General features: G+C 33.6%; 17 protein-coding genes. 10 read left to right on the forward strand and 7 right to left on the reverse strand.

What is annotated here, in order from left to right; translation table 11 throughout:
- Positions 1-105: 105 nt before the first annotated feature.
- A complete protein-coding gene (locus tag V1468_RS00915) occupies positions 106-1,215 on the reverse strand; it encodes a sensor histidine kinase (protein WP_331808385.1) in 1,110 nt (369 codons plus the stop codon).
- Positions 1,216-1,397: 182 nt separating this feature from the next.
- Here V1468_RS00915 and rpsO point away from each other — a divergent pair, with 182 nt between their 5' ends.
- Complete coding sequence (gene rpsO / locus V1468_RS00920) at positions 1,398-1,667, forward strand: 30S ribosomal protein S15 (protein ID WP_331808386.1); 270 nt, start codon at positions 1,398-1,400, stop codon at positions 1,665-1,667.
- Between the two features lie 194 nt (positions 1,668-1,861).
- Positions 1,862-4,114 carry a polyribonucleotide nucleotidyltransferase gene (locus tag V1468_RS00925; RefSeq protein ID WP_331808387.1) on the forward strand — a complete coding sequence of 751 codons (2,253 nt, stop codon included), beginning with the start codon at positions 1,862-1,864 and terminating at the stop codon, positions 4,112-4,114.
- Positions 4,115-4,171: 57 nt separating this feature from the next.
- Here V1468_RS00925 and V1468_RS00930 read toward each other — a convergent pair whose 3' ends face one another.
- On the reverse strand, positions 4,172-4,579 hold the full coding sequence (locus V1468_RS00930; protein WP_331808388.1) for a hypothetical protein: 408 nt from the start codon (positions 4,577-4,579) through the stop codon (positions 4,172-4,174).
- Between the two features lie 134 nt (positions 4,580-4,713).
- Between V1468_RS00930 and V1468_RS00935 the strand changes: the two genes are divergently transcribed.
- The 8 genes from V1468_RS00935 to rpe all read left to right on the forward strand — a co-directional run bounded on the left by V1468_RS00935 (position 4,714) and on the right by rpe (position 11,975).
- A complete protein-coding gene (locus V1468_RS00935; RefSeq protein WP_331808389.1) occupies positions 4,714-5,715 on the forward strand; it encodes a hypothetical protein in 1,002 nt (333 codons plus the stop codon).
- A gap of 149 nt (positions 5,716-5,864) precedes the next feature.
- Entirely contained in the window at positions 5,865-6,488 is a 624-nt protein-coding gene (locus tag V1468_RS00940; protein WP_331809331.1) for an Omp28-related outer membrane protein, read from the forward strand.
- Positions 6,489-6,831: 343 nt separating this feature from the next.
- Positions 6,832-7,638 (forward strand): pyrroline-5-carboxylate reductase, encoded by an 807-nt coding sequence (gene proC / locus V1468_RS00945; RefSeq protein ID WP_331808390.1) that lies wholly within the window; start codon positions 6,832-6,834, stop codon positions 7,636-7,638.
- A 1-nt stretch (position 7,639) separates the two neighbouring features.
- On the forward strand, positions 7,640-8,419 hold the full coding sequence (proB, locus tag V1468_RS00950; protein WP_331808391.1) for a glutamate 5-kinase: 780 nt from the start codon (positions 7,640-7,642) through the stop codon (positions 8,417-8,419).
- A gap of 11 nt (positions 8,420-8,430) precedes the next feature.
- Positions 8,431-9,630 carry a glutamate-5-semialdehyde dehydrogenase gene (locus tag V1468_RS00955; RefSeq protein ID WP_331808392.1) on the forward strand — a complete coding sequence of 400 codons (1,200 nt, stop codon included), beginning with the start codon at positions 8,431-8,433 and terminating at the stop codon, positions 9,628-9,630.
- A 66-nt stretch (positions 9,631-9,696) separates the two neighbouring features.
- Positions 9,697-10,071, forward strand: coding sequence for a hypothetical protein (locus tag V1468_RS00960; RefSeq protein WP_331808393.1), 375 nt, complete (start codon positions 9,697-9,699; stop codon positions 10,069-10,071).
- Between the two features lie 94 nt (positions 10,072-10,165).
- Positions 10,166-11,029 carry a sigma-70 family RNA polymerase sigma factor gene (locus tag V1468_RS00965; protein WP_094967995.1) on the forward strand — a complete coding sequence of 288 codons (864 nt, stop codon included), beginning with the start codon at positions 10,166-10,168 and terminating at the stop codon, positions 11,027-11,029.
- 283 nt (positions 11,030-11,312) lie between these two features.
- Positions 11,313-11,975 (forward strand): ribulose-phosphate 3-epimerase, encoded by a 663-nt coding sequence (gene rpe, locus V1468_RS00970; protein WP_331808394.1) that lies wholly within the window; start codon positions 11,313-11,315, stop codon positions 11,973-11,975.
- Between the two features lie 26 nt (positions 11,976-12,001).
- Here the strand turns inward: rpe and V1468_RS00975 are convergent, their stop codons facing one another.
- The 5 genes from V1468_RS00975 to wecB form a co-directional block, all read right to left on the reverse strand.
- Complete coding sequence (locus V1468_RS00975; RefSeq protein WP_331808395.1) at positions 12,002-12,421, reverse strand: CBS domain-containing protein; 420 nt, start codon at positions 12,419-12,421, stop codon at positions 12,002-12,004.
- Positions 12,422-12,527: 106 nt separating this feature from the next.
- On the reverse strand, positions 12,528-14,864 hold the full coding sequence (locus V1468_RS00980; RefSeq protein ID WP_331808396.1) for a GumC family protein: 2,337 nt from the start codon (positions 14,862-14,864) through the stop codon (positions 12,528-12,530).
- A 3-nt stretch (positions 14,865-14,867) separates the two neighbouring features.
- Positions 14,868-15,629: a polysaccharide biosynthesis/export family protein gene (locus tag V1468_RS00985; RefSeq protein WP_331808397.1), complete on the reverse strand. Its 762-nt coding sequence runs from the start codon at positions 15,627-15,629 to the stop codon at positions 14,868-14,870.
- Positions 15,630-15,725: 96 nt separating this feature from the next.
- Positions 15,726-16,817: an MraY family glycosyltransferase gene (locus V1468_RS00990; RefSeq protein WP_331808398.1), complete on the reverse strand. Its 1,092-nt coding sequence runs from the start codon at positions 16,815-16,817 to the stop codon at positions 15,726-15,728.
- 89 nt (positions 16,818-16,906) lie between these two features.
- On the reverse strand, positions 16,907-18,001 hold the full coding sequence (gene wecB / locus V1468_RS00995) for a non-hydrolyzing UDP-N-acetylglucosamine 2-epimerase (protein WP_331808399.1): 1,095 nt from the start codon (positions 17,999-18,001) through the stop codon (positions 16,907-16,909).
- Between the last annotated feature and the right edge of the window lie 305 nt (positions 18,002-18,306).

Raw genomic sequence — 18,306 nt, forward strand, 5'->3', positions numbered from 1 at the left:
TAATGTATATTCGGAGCAGAGCAAGTGTTAAACAATAACAATATGCTTGTTAACCTACTCTTTTTTAAGGGGATATATAACGAAGTTACAAAAACTTATCTATTATCAAGAGCTTTTTTTAAAATAAACTGAAAACTCGGTACCAACATTAACTTCGCTCTTTACCGAAACCTTACCTCCAAGAGACTCTATATGGTTTTTAGTTAAAAACAGTCCAATACCAATAGCATCCTCATTACAATGAAACGTTTTATACATGAGAAAAAGTTTATCTCCAAATTTATCCATATCAATACCTAACCCGTTATCTTTAATTTTAAATATAACGAAATCGCCTTCAATTACAGATGATAACTCAATCTCAGGTGATCGCAAATCAGATTTATATTTAATAGCATTGGTAAGAAAATTTAAAATAATACTATCTAGATAAGCAGGAACAGCTTTTACATAATGAGATTCATCTATTTGATTATAAATAACAGCATTAGAATTCTGAGCCATTGCAATAATATTATACATTGCCTTTTCAACATATTCATAAAGATTAAGATTTTGCAATTTTGAAGGCTCTATTTCTCTAATTTTTGCAACTTCAGTGAGGTGGGCGACAGTTTCTTGCAAATTATCAACAGCTTGCTTTAGCAATTTATAATTTTCGTTTTTTGTAATCCCGTGAAAATCATCTTCTAAAAAGTCGGTTAGCGAAGCCAAATTCCCAGAATGCGACCTAAGGTTATGAGTTACAATATTTGCAAAAGACGTTAGTCTGTCATTCTGCTCCTTAGCCACACTAAGCATGGCTTTTAACTTATCCTGATTTTTTTGACGATTAGTTACATCAGTAAACTGCCAGATCATATGAGGCCTTCCCTCTTTAAAATATACAAGAGTAACATAGATCAACACCCAAATAACGTCTCCACTTTTATGAAAAAAACGCTGCTTTACTCTGTACTTATCTATTTTACCGCTTATTAATTTTTCAAACTTTTCCTCATGTACACCTAAGTCTTCTATAAAGACTATATTATCGATGTCCATATTAAAAAGCTCGGATTTGGTATAACCGAAGATATCTGAAACGGCTTCATTCATTTTAAGCCAATCGCCATCCATACTAACAACAGCAATACCATTATAAGTATTATTAAACACACGATCTAATACATCGTATGCATTGGCTACATTTTGAGAAGAGCGAATAGCTTTCATCCTAACTAAGTTTTCAGGATTAATAGGAATAAGCTCTTAATTAGTCAGGGGAGACTTACTAAAACATTGTTATACAGATTAAAAGTTACAAAAAAAACCACAAATCACAAAGAAAGTATTATATTTGCCGCTTGAAAGAAAATCTTTCAAAGTACATAACAATCATTTACAACAATATTAGAATGTATTTATCTAAAGAGAAAAAAGAAGAAATCTTCGCAAAACACGGTAAAGGAAAAAATGATACTGGTTCTGCTGAAGGACAAATTGCGTTATTTACGTACAGAATTAATCACTTAACTGAGCACTTAAAGAACAATCGTAAAGATTTTAACTCTGAGCGTTCTCTAGTAAAGTTAGTAGGTAAGCGTAGAGCTTTATTAGACTACTTAACTAAAAAGGATATCTTAAGATACCGTGCAATAGTAAAAGAATTAGGATTAAGAAAATAATCTCTAATAGAAAAACCACGCTTTTAGCGTGGTTTTTTGTTTACAACATAACGTCTTCGAAAGCGTTTAATTTTCGAATTGAAGAAGCTACAATAGTTTTTCATTGGTCACACAACAACTACACAACAACACAACGACCATTGTTTAACATTGCTGAGTATGCCCTGCATATCAGCTGAAGAATTAAAAAATTTATGATTCCAAAAACTTACAAAGAGGTCATTGACCTTGGTGACGGTAGAGAAATATCTATCGAAACCGGAAAACTTGCAAAACAGGCACATGGTTCTGTTGTTGTACAATCAGGAAAATGTATGTTACTATGTACAGTTGTTTCCAACTACAAACAAGCAGACGTAGACTTTTTACCATTAACAGTAGACTATCGCGAAAAATTTGCTGCTGCTGGTCGTTATCCTGGTGGTTTCTTTAAAAGAGAAGCAAGACCAAGTGACGGAGAAGTATTAACAATGCGTTTAGTAGACCGTGTTTTACGTCCATTATTCCCAAAAGATTATCACAGCGAAACTCAGGTAATGATTCAATTAATGTCTCATGACCCTGAAGTTATGCCAGATGCTATGGCAGGTTTAGCTGCATCTGCCGCTATTCAACTTTCAGATATTCCTTTTGAAACTCCTATCTCAGAAGTAAGAGTAGGACGTATTAATGGTGAGTTTATCATCAACCCAACATTAGCACAATTAGCAGAATCTGATATCGACATGATGATTGGTGCATCTGCTGATTCTGTAATGATGGTAGAAGGTGAAATGGATGAGATTTCTGAAGAAGAAATGACAGAAGCTATTAAAGCTGCTCACGAAGCCATCAAAGTACAATGTGAAGCTCAGACAAAATTAGCTGAAGCTTTTGGTAAAAAAGAAACCAGAGAATACGAACCTGAAAGAACAGACGAAGATTTAGCTAAAAAGATCCATGATATGGCATACGATAAAGTATATGCTGTAGCGAAAGCAGGATCTTCTAAGCACGAACGTGGTGCTGCATTTGCAGAAATTAAAGAAGAAATAATCGCATCTTTCTCTGAAGAAGAAGTTGAAGATTTTGGCGATTTAATTTCAAAATATTATAGCAAAGCTGAAAAAGCTGCTGTACGTGACTTAACATTAAACGAAGGATTACGTTTAGATGGTCGTAAAACAACAGAGATTAGACCAATTTGGTGTGAGGTAGATTACTTACCATCAACACACGGTTCTTCAATCTTTACACGTGGAGAAACTCAAGCATTAGCAACCGTTACTTTAGGTACAAGTAGAGAAGCTAATCAAATAGATATGCCATCTTTTGAAGGTGAAGAGCGTTTCTATTTACACTATAATTTCCCACCATTCTCAACAGGAGAAGCTAGACCAATTAGAGGAACTTCTAGACGTGAAGTTGGACACGGTAACTTAGCTCAACGTGCTTTAAAAGGTATGGTTCCAGAAGATTGTCCTTATACAGTACGTGTTGTTTCAGAAGTGTTAGAATCTAACGGTTCTTCTTCTATGGCAACAGTTTGTGCTGGTACTATGGCACTTATGGATGCTGGTGTACAATTAAAAAAGCCTGTTTCTGGTATTGCAATGGGATTAATCACCGACACAGAATCTGGTAAATATGCTGTATTATCTGATATTTTAGGTGATGAAGATCACTTAGGTGACATGGACTTTAAAGTAACAGGTACAGCAGATGGTATTACGGCTTGCCAAATGGATATTAAAGTAAAAGGACTATCATATGAGATTTTAGTAAATGCACTAAAACAAGCTCGTGATGGTCGTTTACATATCTTAGGTAAATTAACAGATACTATTTCTGAACCAAATGCAGACGTTAAAGGTCACGCACCAAAAATGGTAACAAGACGTATTCCTAATGAATTTATTGGAGCACTTATTGGACCTGGCGGAAAGAACATTCAAGAGTTACAAAAAGAAACAGAAACTACTATTGTTATCAATGAAGATCCTGTTACTGAAGAAGGTATTGTTGAAATCTTAGGTGTTGGTTCTGAAGGTATAGACGCTGTTTTAGCACGTATTGATGCAATGTTATTTAAACCAGAAGTTGGTAGCATCTATGAAGTAAAAGTGATTAAAATGCTAGATTTTGGAGCTGTTGTAGAGTATACAGAAGCACCAGGAAACGAAGTATTATTACATGTAAGCGAATTAGCTTGGGAACGCACAGAAAACGTATCTGATGTTGTAAACATGGGAGATGTTTTTGATGTAAAATACTTTGGTATTGATCCAAGAACACGAAAAGAAAAAGTATCTCGTAAAGCTATTTTACCAAAACCAGAAGGTTGGGAAGATAGACCTAAGCGCGATAACAATAAAGGTAACAGAGACAATCGAGGACGCGATAACCGCAACAGAGGTAATAATCGTAGAGATGACAGAAACCGTAAAGACAATAACAAAGAAGATTAATTAAATCATCTTTAATTACTAAAAAAAAGCCCATCAAGATTTGATGGGCTTTTTATTTTAATTAGGAAAGGAAGCTGGTGCAAAATCTAAATTTGGTCCATCCCAAGTAGTAATAAATATTACAGATAGCACAACTCCAGAAATCAATAATCCAATACCTGTTCCATATATAATAGACATTGTTTTATTATGTAATCGTATAGACTCAACAGAATTAGGATCTATAGGATTTAATTCTTCATTTCCTTTAACTCTCTTAATCCCATAATAAACACCGTCAGAATGAACAATCTTTTTAAATTTTAATTTTATACCTTTTTTGGTTAAAATCTTTACCCTTTTACCTTCTTCAACAGCTTTATCTAGAGTAACATGTTCTTTATTATAAACTCTACAACTTTGGAAGAGTATTAAACTTGTTAAAATAACACTAATTAGTCTTATTTGTTTTCTAGCACTTTTCATATCAATAAAATTTAGATTCACACCTAAATTAACTTGCAATAATTGAAATTAAATTATTTATTTTACGTAATTCATAATTTGTTTTTGTAATTTTTGCAAATACATATAAATATTTTAATTTTAAATATGATTTTATGCAAAGTATATTTATTGATTATCTAAAAGAAAAAACCTCAACAAAAACATCCTTTGTAGAGGAAATAGCTTCAGTTTTAGACATTGGTTATGACGCTGCATATAGGCGTGTAAACAATAAAACCAATCTTAGTTTAGAAGAAGCGGTAATACTTGCCAAGCATTATAACATATCATTGAATAAACTATTTGAGGTAGGAAGTCAGAATACAATATTAACTGAATTATCACCACCAATTCATAATACTGAAGGTCTAAATACTTGGCTTAAACAATCATATAGCAGCATAATACCATTAACCAAAGTAAAAAATGCCTCTATTATATATTCTGCAAAGGATATACCTCTGTTTCACACATTAAAGGATTCTTTTCTCTCACGTTATAAAATCTATGTTTGGTTAAAAGATGTTGACACAAATATGACACAAAACAAAATGTCTTTTGACGATTTTATAGAAACCATCCCTCAACCATTACTAGATAGCGCCTTTAAACTTGGGGAGGTTTACAGAGATATAAACATTACCGAAATATGGAATAACACTACCATTAACGGTTCTCTTCAACAGGTTTTGTATTATTTTGAGGCTGGCATGCTTTCTCAAGAATTGGCATTAAAAATTTGTGATGATATTGAAGATGTGGTAAAACATGTAGAAGAACAAGCTATAAAACAATCATTAATTGGCTCTAAAAATAAGTCAAGTTATCAGTTGTATATTAATGACATACATACCATGAGTAATACTATTATGATAATTACTCCAGGCCAAAAGGTATTCTTTACTCCTTTTACTGTTATTAGCTATTTTAAGATTGAACACTTACCAACTTGTGAGTTGATGTTTGAATTTTTTCAGAAGCAAATGAGTATATCTAAACTTCTAGTTAATGCTGGTGAAAAAGATAGAGCCCTATTTTTTAATAGAATGCATCAAAAAATTAATAAACTAAGGTCTAGAATTAAACTAGATACTGAATTCTTTGATTTCGAATAGAGTAGAAATGTCATTAAAAAGTCCATCAAAATTTAATGGACTTTTATTTTTTTAGGATATTATGCTTTTAGAAAGACATTAATAAACTAGCAGACAATCCTGTTGCTTCAGGCACAAAACGACAAACTGATCAAATAAATGTAGTTGCTATTCACAGATACAACTCTAGTCCATCAAGTAGTGGTTATGATCCTTACAATTTTGAAGGAGCTGGAGCCTTAGAAGCTTCGATTGGACTTACTGGTTACCCAACGGCTATGGTAGACAGAGCATCTGACTGTACTTACCCAGAGCCAAGTAATGTAAATCAAGTTGTAGACCTTACATTATGTGACAATGCTCCATTAGGTTTAGCCATAACACCTTCTTTATCAGGAAACTCCATGACTATTAAAGTTGATGCAAAATTTAGTCAGGATTTTGATTTTGCCAACACCAAACTTGTAGTTATGCTATTAGAAGATGATTTAATAGCTGACCAGGAAAATTACACAAGTTATTATGGTGGTGTAGATGTAATTACTGGTTTTCAGCACGATCATGTTCTTAGAGCTAGTTTAACAAATGTTGCCGGAGATGCTATTTCTAGTAATGAAATTACAAATTCTGTTTACACCAGAACCTTTACTGCAAATGTTCCGTCTAATGTAGCAAACAGCACTAATTTGAGTGTTGTTGCTTTTATATCTAACGAAAATTTTGTTGGAGACAGCCAAGTATTAAATTCTAGAATGGCTTACTTTGGAGACACCCAAACTTTTGAAGAAAACTAATTACAAGTTTTAAAAACAAATCAAAAAAAAGAGGCTGTAAAATACAGCCTCTTTTTTTTGTTCTATCCATAATTTTACTTCAATTACAAGACAAAAATCGATTCTCTTACCTCAGTAAATCCACATTTTGTCACCGACAAACTGACAGTTTTGCTTCATTTAACATTTCTTAAGATTTACATATCCTTAAGGATATAGGGAATGTATTGGCATATCCTCAACAATCTTACTTTTTCTTTTTGAACTTCAAAAATCTTAAAATCAACTTTTCAGTTTGGCACTATCGCACAGTGTTTGAGGCTTATATAGCGACTGACAAGTAAAGTTTAATTAAAAATTAATTATGAAAGTATTAGTAATAGGTGCCGGTAACATGGGCTTAACCTATTCAGAAGGAATGGTAGATTCTTCTTTATTAGGAAAACAAAAATTAAGAATCTACGACACAGATCCTAACAAAATTGAAACACTCAGACAAAACCCAAGATTTGATGTATACACCTCTTTAGAGGACGGTTTACCAAAGTCGGACATCGTATTCTTGGCAGTAAAACCTTATCACTGCGAAGAGCTTTTTAAAAACATGAAACCCCTAATCAACGACGAGCAAATATTTGTATCGTTAATGGCAGGTGTTAGTATAGACACTATTCAAAAAGGCTTAGGCATAAAAAAAGTGGTTAGAACCATGCCTAATCTGCCTGCAAAAGTTGGTAAAGGCGTTACATCTTACACAGGTTCTAAAGCTATATCGCGAGTAGAACTTTTAATGGTAAGACACTTATTAGATACTACAGGAACGTCTATCCATGTAGATACGGAAAAATTTATTGATGCCTCAACAGGTATTTCTGGTAGCGGACCAGCTTATGTATTTTATTTCATGCAATCTATGTTAGAAGCTGCTCAGAAAATGGGCTTTTCAGACTATGATTCAAAAATTCTAGTAAGCAACACATTTGAAGGTGCTATTGAATTGTTCAATCAATCTGATATTTCACCTGAACGCTGGATTGATAAAGTGGCCTCTAAAGGAGGTACAACCCAAGCAGCAATAGACTCAATGGAAGACAATAATGTAAAACAACTTATTCAAGATGCAGCCTATGCTGCGTTTGACAGAGCAGTTGAATTAGGAAAAAACAAATAAAATGAAAGATGATATTAAACGTGTGGTCGTAAAAGTAGGAACCAACGTTTTAACAAATAAAGACAACAGAATTTTAGGACCAGTCCTTAGAGAATTAGTACGCCAAATTGCTGTATTATACGAAGAGGATATCATGGTAATCCTAGTGTCTTCTGGTTCTGCAATTGCAGGAATGGAAGTTTTAGGAGACACTAAAATTGATGATAAATCTATAAGACGACAGGTTTATTCTGCAGTTGGACAACCAAGAATGATGCGTCATTACTACAGTATTTTCCATGATTACGGAATGCGTTGTGCTCAAATATTGGCCACAAAGCGCGATTTTGATCCTGGAAAACACAGACAAAACATGATAAACTGTTATGAAGGCTTATTGGCCGAAGGTGTTATTCCTATCGCCAATGAGGATGATGCTGTCTCTTTAACCATGTCAATGTTTTCAGACAATGATGAGTTAGCCAGTTTAGTTGCTGAACTGTTAGATGCAGATCGCTTAATTATCTTATCAGATACTGATGGTCTGTATACAGGTCATCCAGACGATGACGAATCTCGAAAGTTAAACTTGGTAAGAACAGACCAAAACGTAGAAAAATATGTCTGTGCTTCTAATAAAAAAGAAGGAGAAGGACGTGGTGGTATGGCTTCAAAATTAAAGATAGCCAAAGGCACTGCCAAAAAAGACATACCTACTTATATCGCTAACGGTAAACGCGAAAATGTAATTGTAGATATAATTAATAACAAACAAGTTGGTACTAAATTTATTAGTGCCTAAAAACAACATTTATGAAACTTTTAAATACAGATATAAAAAACAACGTATTAAAATCCATGGCTGCAATTTTGAATCGCAAACGCGATGCCATTATTGAAGCTAACAAAAAAGATTTAGATGCTTTTCAAAAGGAAGATCAAGCCCTTTTTGATCGTTTAATTGTAAACAACAAAAAAGTTGATGAGATGATAGAAGCTGTAAATTCTGTAAGGCTTCAAGACGATCCTGTTGGGCAGGAAATTTCAAACAGAACCTTAAAGAATGGACTTAATATAGTGAATACTACTGCTCCATTCGGAACTATTCTTATCATCTATGAGTCTCGACCAGATGTCACTATTGAAGCGGCAGTTTTAGCATTTAAAGCCAACAACAAAATTTTGCTGAAAGGTGGTAAAGAAGCCTATAATAGTAATATTATTTTAGAGCAATGCTGGCACGAAGCTTTAACTGAAAACGGCCTATCTAAAGACTGGATTAAGTTATTACACTTAAAACGTGAAGAAACACAAGAATTTCTAAAAAATCCAACTGAACCTTTAGATTTAATAGTACCAAGAGGTGGAGAGCGACTTATTGAATTCGTAAAAACCCATGCTACATGTGCAGTTCTGGTTAGTGGTAGAGGAAACAATTTCTTGTATGTTTCTGAAAAAGCAGATTGGAGCAAAGCGGTTAATGTAATTATAAATGCCAAAACCGATAAAATTTCAGGATGTAATGCACTAGATAAAGTTCTTATCAATAAGAACATTCCTGAATACGAAACTAAATTGATGATGCTAAAGCAAAAATTAGAACAACACAATGTTGAAATCATTGCAGATAAATCTATTTCTAAGCTATTAGAAAATGTAAATACCGTATCTCAAGACAGCATTTGGTTTGAAGAATTTTTAGCCCTAAAGCTTTTAATTGCTTCAGTTGATAACATTGATGAAGCCACTGATATGATCAATAAATACTCAGGAAAGCATTCTGCAGCCATTATAACTGAAGATAAAAATGAAGCTTTAACGTTTATGAATAATGTAGATAGCGCAGCCGTTTACCATAATGCTTCTACGCGATTTACAGATGGAGGTCAAATGGGTGTTGGTGCCGAGTTGGCGATTAGTACCGATAAACTACACCACAGAGGACCTTTAGGTTTAAAACAATTAGTAACTAATAAGTATTACGTTTTTGGAGATGGGCAAGTAAGAGTTTAACAGCTCTTAAAGTCCCATTTTACTCAAAATTTGGAATTTTGCATGTAAATTATTATATTATCTGTTATGATTTCAGAAGACAAAAAAAAATACAGCGAAGAATTAAGTAACTCTATAAGTTATTTAGAAAATTTAGGTTACAACAATATTAAAGCAGATATTGAAGGGTATGAAACGCCTAAATCCTATCATAAAAAAGGTAGTGATATAGACATTACTCCAGATATTGTTGCAGAGAAAGAAGGACGAAAGCACATTTTTGATTTAAGTTTAAAATCAGAAAAACCTAAACTTTTAAAATCTAAATGGTTATTTCTAAATACTCTGAGTCAACTTAAGTCGTATCGTTTTAGGCTAATTACAACAAGAGGTCACTACAAATTTACTAATGAAACGGTAGATGCTATTCATTTAGACACCGTAAAATTGCTGAAGATTTAATTTTTTTTCGCAACTCTGTAACATTTTGATGCTTATTTACGTATAATAAAAGCAACAACAATGTTGTAAATTGCACAAATCACAAAAAAAGTAAATGAGACAGCTCAAAATTACCAAGCAGGTTACTAACAGAGAAACCGCTTCATTAGACAAATACCTACAAGAAATAGGTAAAGTCGACCTTATTACTGCAGACGAAGAAGTAGAATTAGCTCAGCGCATTAAAGCAGGCGATCAGATAGCTTTAGAAAAATTAACTAAGGCTAACTTGCGTTTCGTAGTTTCCGTGGCTAAGCAATACCAAAACCAAGGTTTAACATTACCAGATTTAATTAATGAAGGTAATTTAGGATTAATTAAAGCTGCACAGCGTTTTGATGAAACACGTGGTTTTAAGTTTATATCTTATGCTGTATGGTGGATTCGTCAATCTATTTTACAAGCTCTAGCAGAACAATCTCGTATTGTGCGTTTACCACTTAACAAGATTGGTTCTATTAATAAAATCAATAAGACGTTTGCGTTTTTAGAGCAAAGTCACGAGCGTCCTCCTTCTGCAGAAGAAATCGCTAAAGAATTAGACATGACGATTAACGATGTTAAAGAGTCCATGAAAAATTCTGGTCGTCATGTAAGTATGGATGCACCATTAGTTGAAGGAGAAGATTCTAACCTGTACGATGTACTTCGTAGTGGTGAATCCCCAAACCCTGATAAAGACTTATTGCATGAATCTTTAAGAACAGAAATAGAGCGTGCACTTGAAACATTGACTCCTCGTGAGGCTGATGTTATTCGTCTGTATTTTGGACTTGGAAATCAACACCCAATGACTTTAGAGGAAATTGGTGAAACTTTTGATTTAACTCGTGAGCGTGTAAGACAAATAAAAGAAAAAGCTATTCGTAGGTTAAAGCATACGTCTAGAAGCAAAATATTAAAAACCTATTTAGGTTAACTTCTGTTATAGAATACTTTAAGCATAATTATTCAAAATAACTATAAAAGTATTTAGAGTTAAAATGATATAAAGGTTTGATTAGGCTTGGTTTTTTGTATATTTAAGCACCAACCTAATAAAGGTAACAACAGTTACAAAACATAACTGTTCGTTTTTTGATTGATGAAAGAACCCACGGCTGATTACCGTGGGTTCACTTTTTATAATATCTTATCAACTCCAAACCTTAATAAACTTCAATTTTATATAACTTTGCTCAAACATTTAACAAACTACCTAAATGACTAAAAAGTTTATAGCACCTTCCATGTTAGCCTCTGATTTTGGCAACTTACAACGCGATACTGAAATGGTTAATAAAAGTGAAGCAGATTGGTTTCATATTGATGTAATGGATGGTCATTTTGTGCCAAATATTTCATACGGCATGCCTGTAATTGCAGCTATAAAAAAGCACGCTACCAAACCTTTGGATGTGCATTTAATGATAGAAAAACCTGAGCGCTACATAGAAGAATTTGCTAAAGTAGGTGCAGATATCATCACTGTACATTACGAATCTACAGTACATTTGCACAGAACATTGAGACAAATAAAAGATTCTGGTTGTAAAGCAGGCGTTGTGCTCAACATTACAACACCTATAAATGTTTTAGAAGATATTTTACCAGAATGCTATATGGTATTATTAATGTCTATAAATCCCGGTTTTGGTGGTCAAAAGTTTGAAGACGTTACCTATCAACGTATCAAAAAGCTTCGCAAGCTAATTGATGAGCAAGGATTAGACACACGCATTGAAATTGATGGTGGTGTCACCGATAAAAATATTAAGAAGTTAGTGGAAGCCGGAGCAGACACCTTCGTTGCTGGAAGTCATGTTTTTAAAAGTGATAATCCCACAGCTACAATTGAAAAGCTAAAAACTTTAGCCAACTCATAAAAAAAGCGCCATTACTGGCGCTTTTTTTATAGTTGCTTCAAGAGATATTTTAATAAATCTGTAGTGGTAACAATACCAACAAGACTTCCATCTTCTACGACAGGCAATGCATGAAATTCTTTTTCTGACAGTATCTTAGCTACATCCTTAACAGTGGCTGTAGGTGACACGGTAACAACATTTTTAACCATTACCTGATCAATAGTAAACATATTGTATACTAGTGTATCAACTTCTTCCTCGTTATCAAATACTGCATCAGCAAAACTAATGCGTAACAAATCTGAATAACTCAACATACCTATTATTATTTCTCCATTTACAACAGGTATATGTCTTATCTTATGTCTTTTAAAAAGGATCTCAGCAGTTTCTAAATCATCATCTCTATTGAGCGCAATGATATTTTTGCTCATTATTTCTGAAATTGGTGGTATATATCTCATGACTATTAGTTTTACAATTCACTATTAAAAGTAACCTATAAAACTGATAGAAATTATGATAAATATCATGTATGAAACTGAAAAGTAATATCGCAATAAAATCCTCCTAGCTGTCAGCACTACCATAACCATAGTTATAACCATAGTTATAACCATAACCTTGAGACTTACTTGCCCCTACACTATTTATTACATAGGCCATGTTTTTTAACTTACCGCTTTCTGATAAATCTTTTGAGAATTTCAACAGATTCTTCTCTGTATAGTTGGCTCTAGTAATGTAAATAGTTACATCTGCTAATTGCGAAATTAGCATCGTATCAGTAACAAGGATTGTTGGAGCTGTATCAACAACAACGTAATCGTATATTTCCCTAGCCTCTTCAATAAGCTTTTTAAAACGTCCATTTGTAAGTAAATGAGCTGGGTTTGGCGGAATACTTCCGGAAAGAATAATACGATGATTTGGATGCTTATCAAAACCACTTATTAAAGCATCTTGCCAATTATAATCTACATCATGCAGGTAATTAGATAAACCTGGCTTCTGCTTATCTTCACTTATGTGGGTGTGAATTTGAGGATTTCTTAAGTCAGCACCAATGAGTAATACCTTTTTGTTAATACTAGAGAGTGCAAGTGATAGATTAAGACTTACATAGGTTTTACCTTCACCCTTAATTGTAGACGTACAATAGATTATTTTTCCTTTTTCACCTTCCTTAACTGGCAGAACATAATCAACGTTAGAGCTTAAAATTCTAAATGATTCTGCTAAAGGAGATCGATCATTAGGATCATTAAAAATGATATTTTTTTTCTTCCTTAAATCTGGTATCTCACCAATTACTGGAATTTGGGTGGTCACTTCGGCAATATCATCTTTGCTATGCAATTTGGTATCTAACATAAAAATGAGATACAACACCCCAAATGGTATTAGTAAACCTGCTAACAAAGCACCTGCATAGACTATAGTAGGCTTTGGTGATATTGGTCTCATACTAGAAAGCGCAAGTTCAACCTCCTTAATTGATGGTTCTGTAATGGCTAAATTAATAGCAGCTTCTTCACGTTTTTGAAGCAATAAAAGGTAAAGACTCTCTTTTATTTTTTGTTGACGATCTATAGCTTTAAATAAGCGCTCTTGTTCAGGTATTTGAGACACTCTTCCGGCCAATCTTCTGTTTTTGGTTTTCAGCTGATTCAATGATGCAGTCACTTGTGCTGAATAGGCTTTTAATGACCTATCAATACTAGATTTTAAATTCTGTACTTCGGCAATAGCCAATTGTACCATCGGGTTATTTTCACCACCACTTCTAATTAACTTATCTCTATTTATTACAGCTGTATTATAATCTGAAATAAGCCCATTAATACTAACGTTTTCTATTCCAATGTTTGCTGGTAACAAGTCTGATTCGGTTTGGTTTGTTAGTGAATTTGTCAATAACTTTGAAAGTTCTAACTGATTTTCTAAAGCAAAGACTTCCTCTTCAGATTTGGTGCGTTGCTCAATCCCTATTTGTGCATCAGTTTGAATATCTACAATTCTATTATCTTGTTTAAACTCTTGCCTGTCAATTTCTATAGAGTCTAGTTCTTCTGCCAAAAAATGAAACCTATTATCTATAAAGTCCACAGTACGTTCAGAAACGAGCTGTCTATCTTTAATACCATCATTATTAAAAACTGTAGTTAAGGTATTTAGGGTTTTTTCCGACAGTTCTTTACTTTCACCTTTTATTGACAGCTTTAAAATATCGCTTCGGTCACCAACAGCCTCTACTACTATTCTACTTTTTAAAGACAAGGTCGCTTCTTTTACTGTTGTAAACACAATATTGTATGCAGTATCTACGATGTCACTAAGTGGAATCTGGTCATTTAATTTTACATTAAATGGTAAATTATGATTCTGAGTGTATGTGGAATGTCCTTTAAATTTAAGAACCTTGTCCGTATCTATGTTTATGACCTGAAAACCTTTGTCTGTTACCTGTATTTTATAAGATAAAGTTTTTGATATACTATCTGGTTTGATGATTTGGTTATAGTCTAATGGCAGCGATTCTATTTGTTTGGTCTGTATTGTACCTTCTTCATAAAATACAGTATTTAGATTGAGCTCTCTAACAACTCTCTCCATGATCAGGTATGAGCTTATGATTTCTATCTCATTCTCTAGATTGATGTTACTTCTATTAAATACAAATGCAGATGTAGGCAGCTCTAAACCTTCAGATTCATCTAATACTTTTATTTTGGAATAGGTTTCAAAAATGCGTGGTGCATATCTTAAATAGATGTACGCACTTAACATTGAAACGACCACTGCAATTACAAACCAAGGCCAGTGGCTTAGATATTGCCTCACAATTTGTTTTACGTCAATTTTATCCTCCTCACCAAAAAAATTACTATTAAATTGATTCTCCATACCTTATCTTGTGAGTAAAATTGTAACACTAAGCGCTAATGATGCAATGGTTAATATAGTACTAACATTGCCAATAAAACCTGCACTCTTTACCTTAGGATTATTCGGATTAACAATAATATTGTCATTTGGTTTTATAAAATAAAATTCACTATCCATAAATGAGCTCGAGGTTAAATCTATATGAGATATTTTACGCACTCCATCTACTTCTCGCGTGATAAGAATATCGTCGCGCTTTCCATTAATAGTTAAATCACCAGCATAACCTAAGGCTTGTAATATGGTGATATTTTGCTCTGTAAAACTATATGTACCAGGCTTATTAACTTCACCTAAAATAGTAACTTTAGCATTAATGAGCCTTACATTAACCGAGGGGTCTGTAAGATGTCCACCTGAAGTTAATTGATTCTTAATTTCAGTTTCTAACTCCTTAGTAGTTTTATTGGCTGTTGAGATTTCACCTAAAACCGGAAAATTTATAATATTGTCTACTGACACTAAATACCCATCTAATTGAAGAACTTGTAAGTTTTGTGGTTGTGTACCCAAAGCTCTAGTTTTATTATAAGGTATTGCCGCTTCTGGTATTGTAGTTTCAACTGTAATCTTTAATATATCATTAGGTTGAATGTTTGCTGACGCATAGCTTACAGTACTATTATCTTGCTGCATCGCATCTTGCATGTAGAGTATCTCCTTTTTTGAAGCGCATGCGCTCAAAACAACTAATACGAATAAACTTAATATCCTTCTTTTCATTAAAACTTAGAATTACAAGTTCAGCAAATATAACCGCATTTAGAGGATTGGCAAAAGCAATTATAATATTATGACAACCTCAGCTTTGTCTTAAACTTATTTATTACCTATTTTCTTTAGCAGAAACGGCAATGTATAAAGTGCAGAACCATAAAGCATTAAAAATATAATTTGTGTATTTAGATTAAGGTGTAACAAATTAAATGCTATCCCTATTATAACAACATTAATACTACTGATTAAAACAGTAGTCATTAAATGGCTATAACCATATTTTATAAATTTATGGTGAATATGATTTTTATCGGCTTTAAAAGGACTTGTTTTATGAATAACAACCCTAATTAAAAAAATACGGAGTGTATCTAAAAGCGGGTAGAATAATAGTGCAAATGCTAAGGCTGGCGATGCTTTAAAATAAGCTGATGACTTATCTAACTGTGCCATATTAATAAAACTGATTGTAAAAAACGCTAAAAGGAACCCTACAATCATAGATCCTGTATCTCCCATAAAGATTTTATTTGTCTTTGAAAAATTAAATCTTAAGAAGGCCAATAAACATCCGCACAGTGCAATAGCTATAGTAGCTAAACTCAATTCATTAGAATTAACGAAGAGATAAACAAAGATTGCACTAATACAACATGCTATTGTACCTGCCAATCCATCTACACCATCAATTAAATTGTAAGCATTAATAATAAGAATATATACAAATAGTGTAAACCCTACAGACACCCAATACGGCAAAACATCAATATCTAAAATCTTAGAGAAGCCTATTATTCTGGTGTTGGTAAACACAATAAGCAGACTCGCTGCAACGATTTGACCGATAAATTTTTTCCTTGCAGAAAGCACCGTTAAATCGTCTTTAAGCCCTAAGAAAAAAAGAATGGTTAAGCCACCCATTACAAGGAGTAGCACTTTAGTATTTAGAAAAGCCCCTACAAGAGTCATTACTACAATAAGCCCAACAAAAATACCTATACCTCCAAGCGTTGGTGTTTTATCAGAATGTACGCTTCTACTATCAGGTTCATCCATTAAATGTTTCTCTTTGGCCACATACAATATGGTAGGGAACGTCTGAAAAGCAATTAAAAACGCCAGTACAAAAGCCACAATGAGCCAGATGGTTATATTTTTTTCAGGGGTAAAATTCTCAAGTAATGTTTCAAACATGCGGGTTGATTTTAAAACATCTTAGGGGTTTAGAAAGATACAAATTTCCAAATGAAGAATAAGATGTTTGGGACAATATCTACAAATTATTACTTGTTTATATTTAAAATATGACTTACGATTCTTTCTGCAGTTTTACCATCCCAAAGCGGAATTGTTTGATAGCGTTTCCATTCTCCTTTAAAAAGTTTTTCCAGATACGGTTTAATCGCCTTCGGATTTGTTCCTACCAACTCATTTGTTCCCAAATCCATAGTCTCAGGTCGCTCTGTATTATCTCTTAGGGTCATGCAAGGTACATTCATTACAGAAGTTTCTTCTGTGATGCCACCTGAATCTGTAATCACTGCCTTGGCATGTTCTACAAGATAATTGAACTCTAAATAACTTAAAGGTGCTACCATATGAAGTCTTGGATGAGACACTTTTAAGCGTTCTAATATTTTTGCCGTCCTTGGGTGCACCGGAAAAATTAATGGCAAATCCTGAGTGTTTTCTACAATCTCGTCTATCATAGCATTTAACTGGCTCTCTTCATCGACATTAGCTGGTCTATGAAGCGTCATTACAATATAAGACTTAGGCTTAAGATGTAATTGACTCCAAACCTCTGGTGCCTTAAAGTTTGGACGTTGTTTTAAAAGCGTATCTATCATGGTATTACCGACATAAAAAATCTGGTTGTCCGCTACACCATTATTACGAAGGTTTTGGTTAGCCAGTTCTGATGTGGTAAAGAAATAGTTGGTAATACTGTCTGTAACTAATCTATTAATTTCCTCTGGCATGGTCCAATCCCCAGAACGAATGCCTGCTTCAACATGAGCCACTTTAGTGTGCAGTTTTTGCGCAACTAAAGCACATGCCATAGTTGAAGTAACATCTCCTACCACTAAAACCAAATTTGCAGGATGCTGAGTTAACTCCTTTTCAAAATTCACTAAAATCGCTGCTGTTTGCTCAGCTTGCGTACCACCACTACATTCAAGATTGATATGCGGTTCTGGAATACTAAGCTGTTCAAAAAAACTACCTGACATATTCTTATCATAATGCTGTCCAGTGTGTACTAAACGGTAGTCTAAGGCTTCACCTCGCTTTTTTGCGTTTTCAATAGCATGGATGATTGGTGCTATTTTCATAAAGTTAGGCCTTGCACCTGCTATGATTGTGATGTTGTACATGATAGTTTTAGGTTGATTGATTTTATTATAGTTATTTTATTGATAGCACAAATTTATGTGTTTTTAACAATTTTCTTGTATGACTTACCGCTTTTGTATTAAAGATTTTTATGTTTTTGATAAAGACCCGCCTTAACCCGAAGGAACCCCGAAGGAGACCCGAAGGAGCTCCGGAGGACACCCAGCGGAGATCCTAATCAAATATTGTTATTTAATATCATTAAACTAAATGCAACTTAAAGAATTGACTCTTGGTCTTATTTATAAAATTTATCTTTGGGATTGGCTTTTTCTTTTTTTGAGAT

Origin of the sequence: Winogradskyella poriferorum (assembly GCF_036553625.1) — a bacterium.
In the GTDB taxonomy this organism is placed as follows: Bacteria; Bacteroidota; Bacteroidia; order Flavobacteriales; family Flavobacteriaceae; genus Winogradskyella; species Winogradskyella poriferorum.

Coding starts and splice junctions, on each gene's coding strand:
- V1468_RS00930 (WP_331808388.1), bottom strand. CDS start 4,579: ATGAAAAGTGCTAGAAAACAAATAAGACTAATTAGTGTTATTTTAACA.
- rpsO (WP_331808386.1), top strand. CDS start 1,398: ATGTATTTATCTAAAGAGAAAAAAGAAGAAATCTTCGCAAAACACGGT.
- rpe (WP_331808394.1), top strand. CDS start 11,313: ATGACTAAAAAGTTTATAGCACCTTCCATGTTAGCCTCTGATTTTGGC.
- V1468_RS00955 (WP_331808392.1), top strand. CDS start 8,431: ATGAAACTTTTAAATACAGATATAAAAAACAACGTATTAAAATCCATG.
- V1468_RS00985 (WP_331808397.1), bottom strand. CDS start 15,629: ATGAAAAGAAGGATATTAAGTTTATTCGTATTAGTTGTTTTGAGCGCA.
- V1468_RS00980 (WP_331808396.1), bottom strand. CDS start 14,864: ATGGAGAATCAATTTAATAGTAATTTTTTTGGTGAGGAGGATAAAATT.
- V1468_RS00975 (WP_331808395.1), bottom strand. CDS start 12,421: ATGAGATATATACCACCAATTTCAGAAATAATGAGCAAAAATATCATT.
- V1468_RS00960 (WP_331808393.1), top strand. CDS start 9,697: ATGATTTCAGAAGACAAAAAAAAATACAGCGAAGAATTAAGTAACTCT.
- V1468_RS00990 (WP_331808398.1), bottom strand. CDS start 16,817: ATGTTTGAAACATTACTTGAGAATTTTACCCCTGAAAAAAATATAACC.
- V1468_RS00925 (WP_331808387.1), top strand. CDS start 1,862: ATGATTCCAAAAACTTACAAAGAGGTCATTGACCTTGGTGACGGTAGA.
- V1468_RS00935 (WP_331808389.1), top strand. CDS start 4,714: ATGCAAAGTATATTTATTGATTATCTAAAAGAAAAAACCTCAACAAAA.
- V1468_RS00915 (WP_331808385.1), bottom strand. CDS start 1,215: ATGAAAGCTATTCGCTCTTCTCAAAATGTAGCCAATGCATACGATGTA.
- proB (WP_331808391.1), top strand. CDS start 7,640: ATGAAAGATGATATTAAACGTGTGGTCGTAAAAGTAGGAACCAACGTT.
- wecB (WP_331808399.1), bottom strand. CDS start 18,001: ATGTACAACATCACAATCATAGCAGGTGCAAGGCCTAACTTTATGAAA.
- proC (WP_331808390.1), top strand. CDS start 6,832: ATGAAAGTATTAGTAATAGGTGCCGGTAACATGGGCTTAACCTATTCA.
- V1468_RS00965 (WP_094967995.1), top strand. CDS start 10,166: ATGAGACAGCTCAAAATTACCAAGCAGGTTACTAACAGAGAAACCGCT.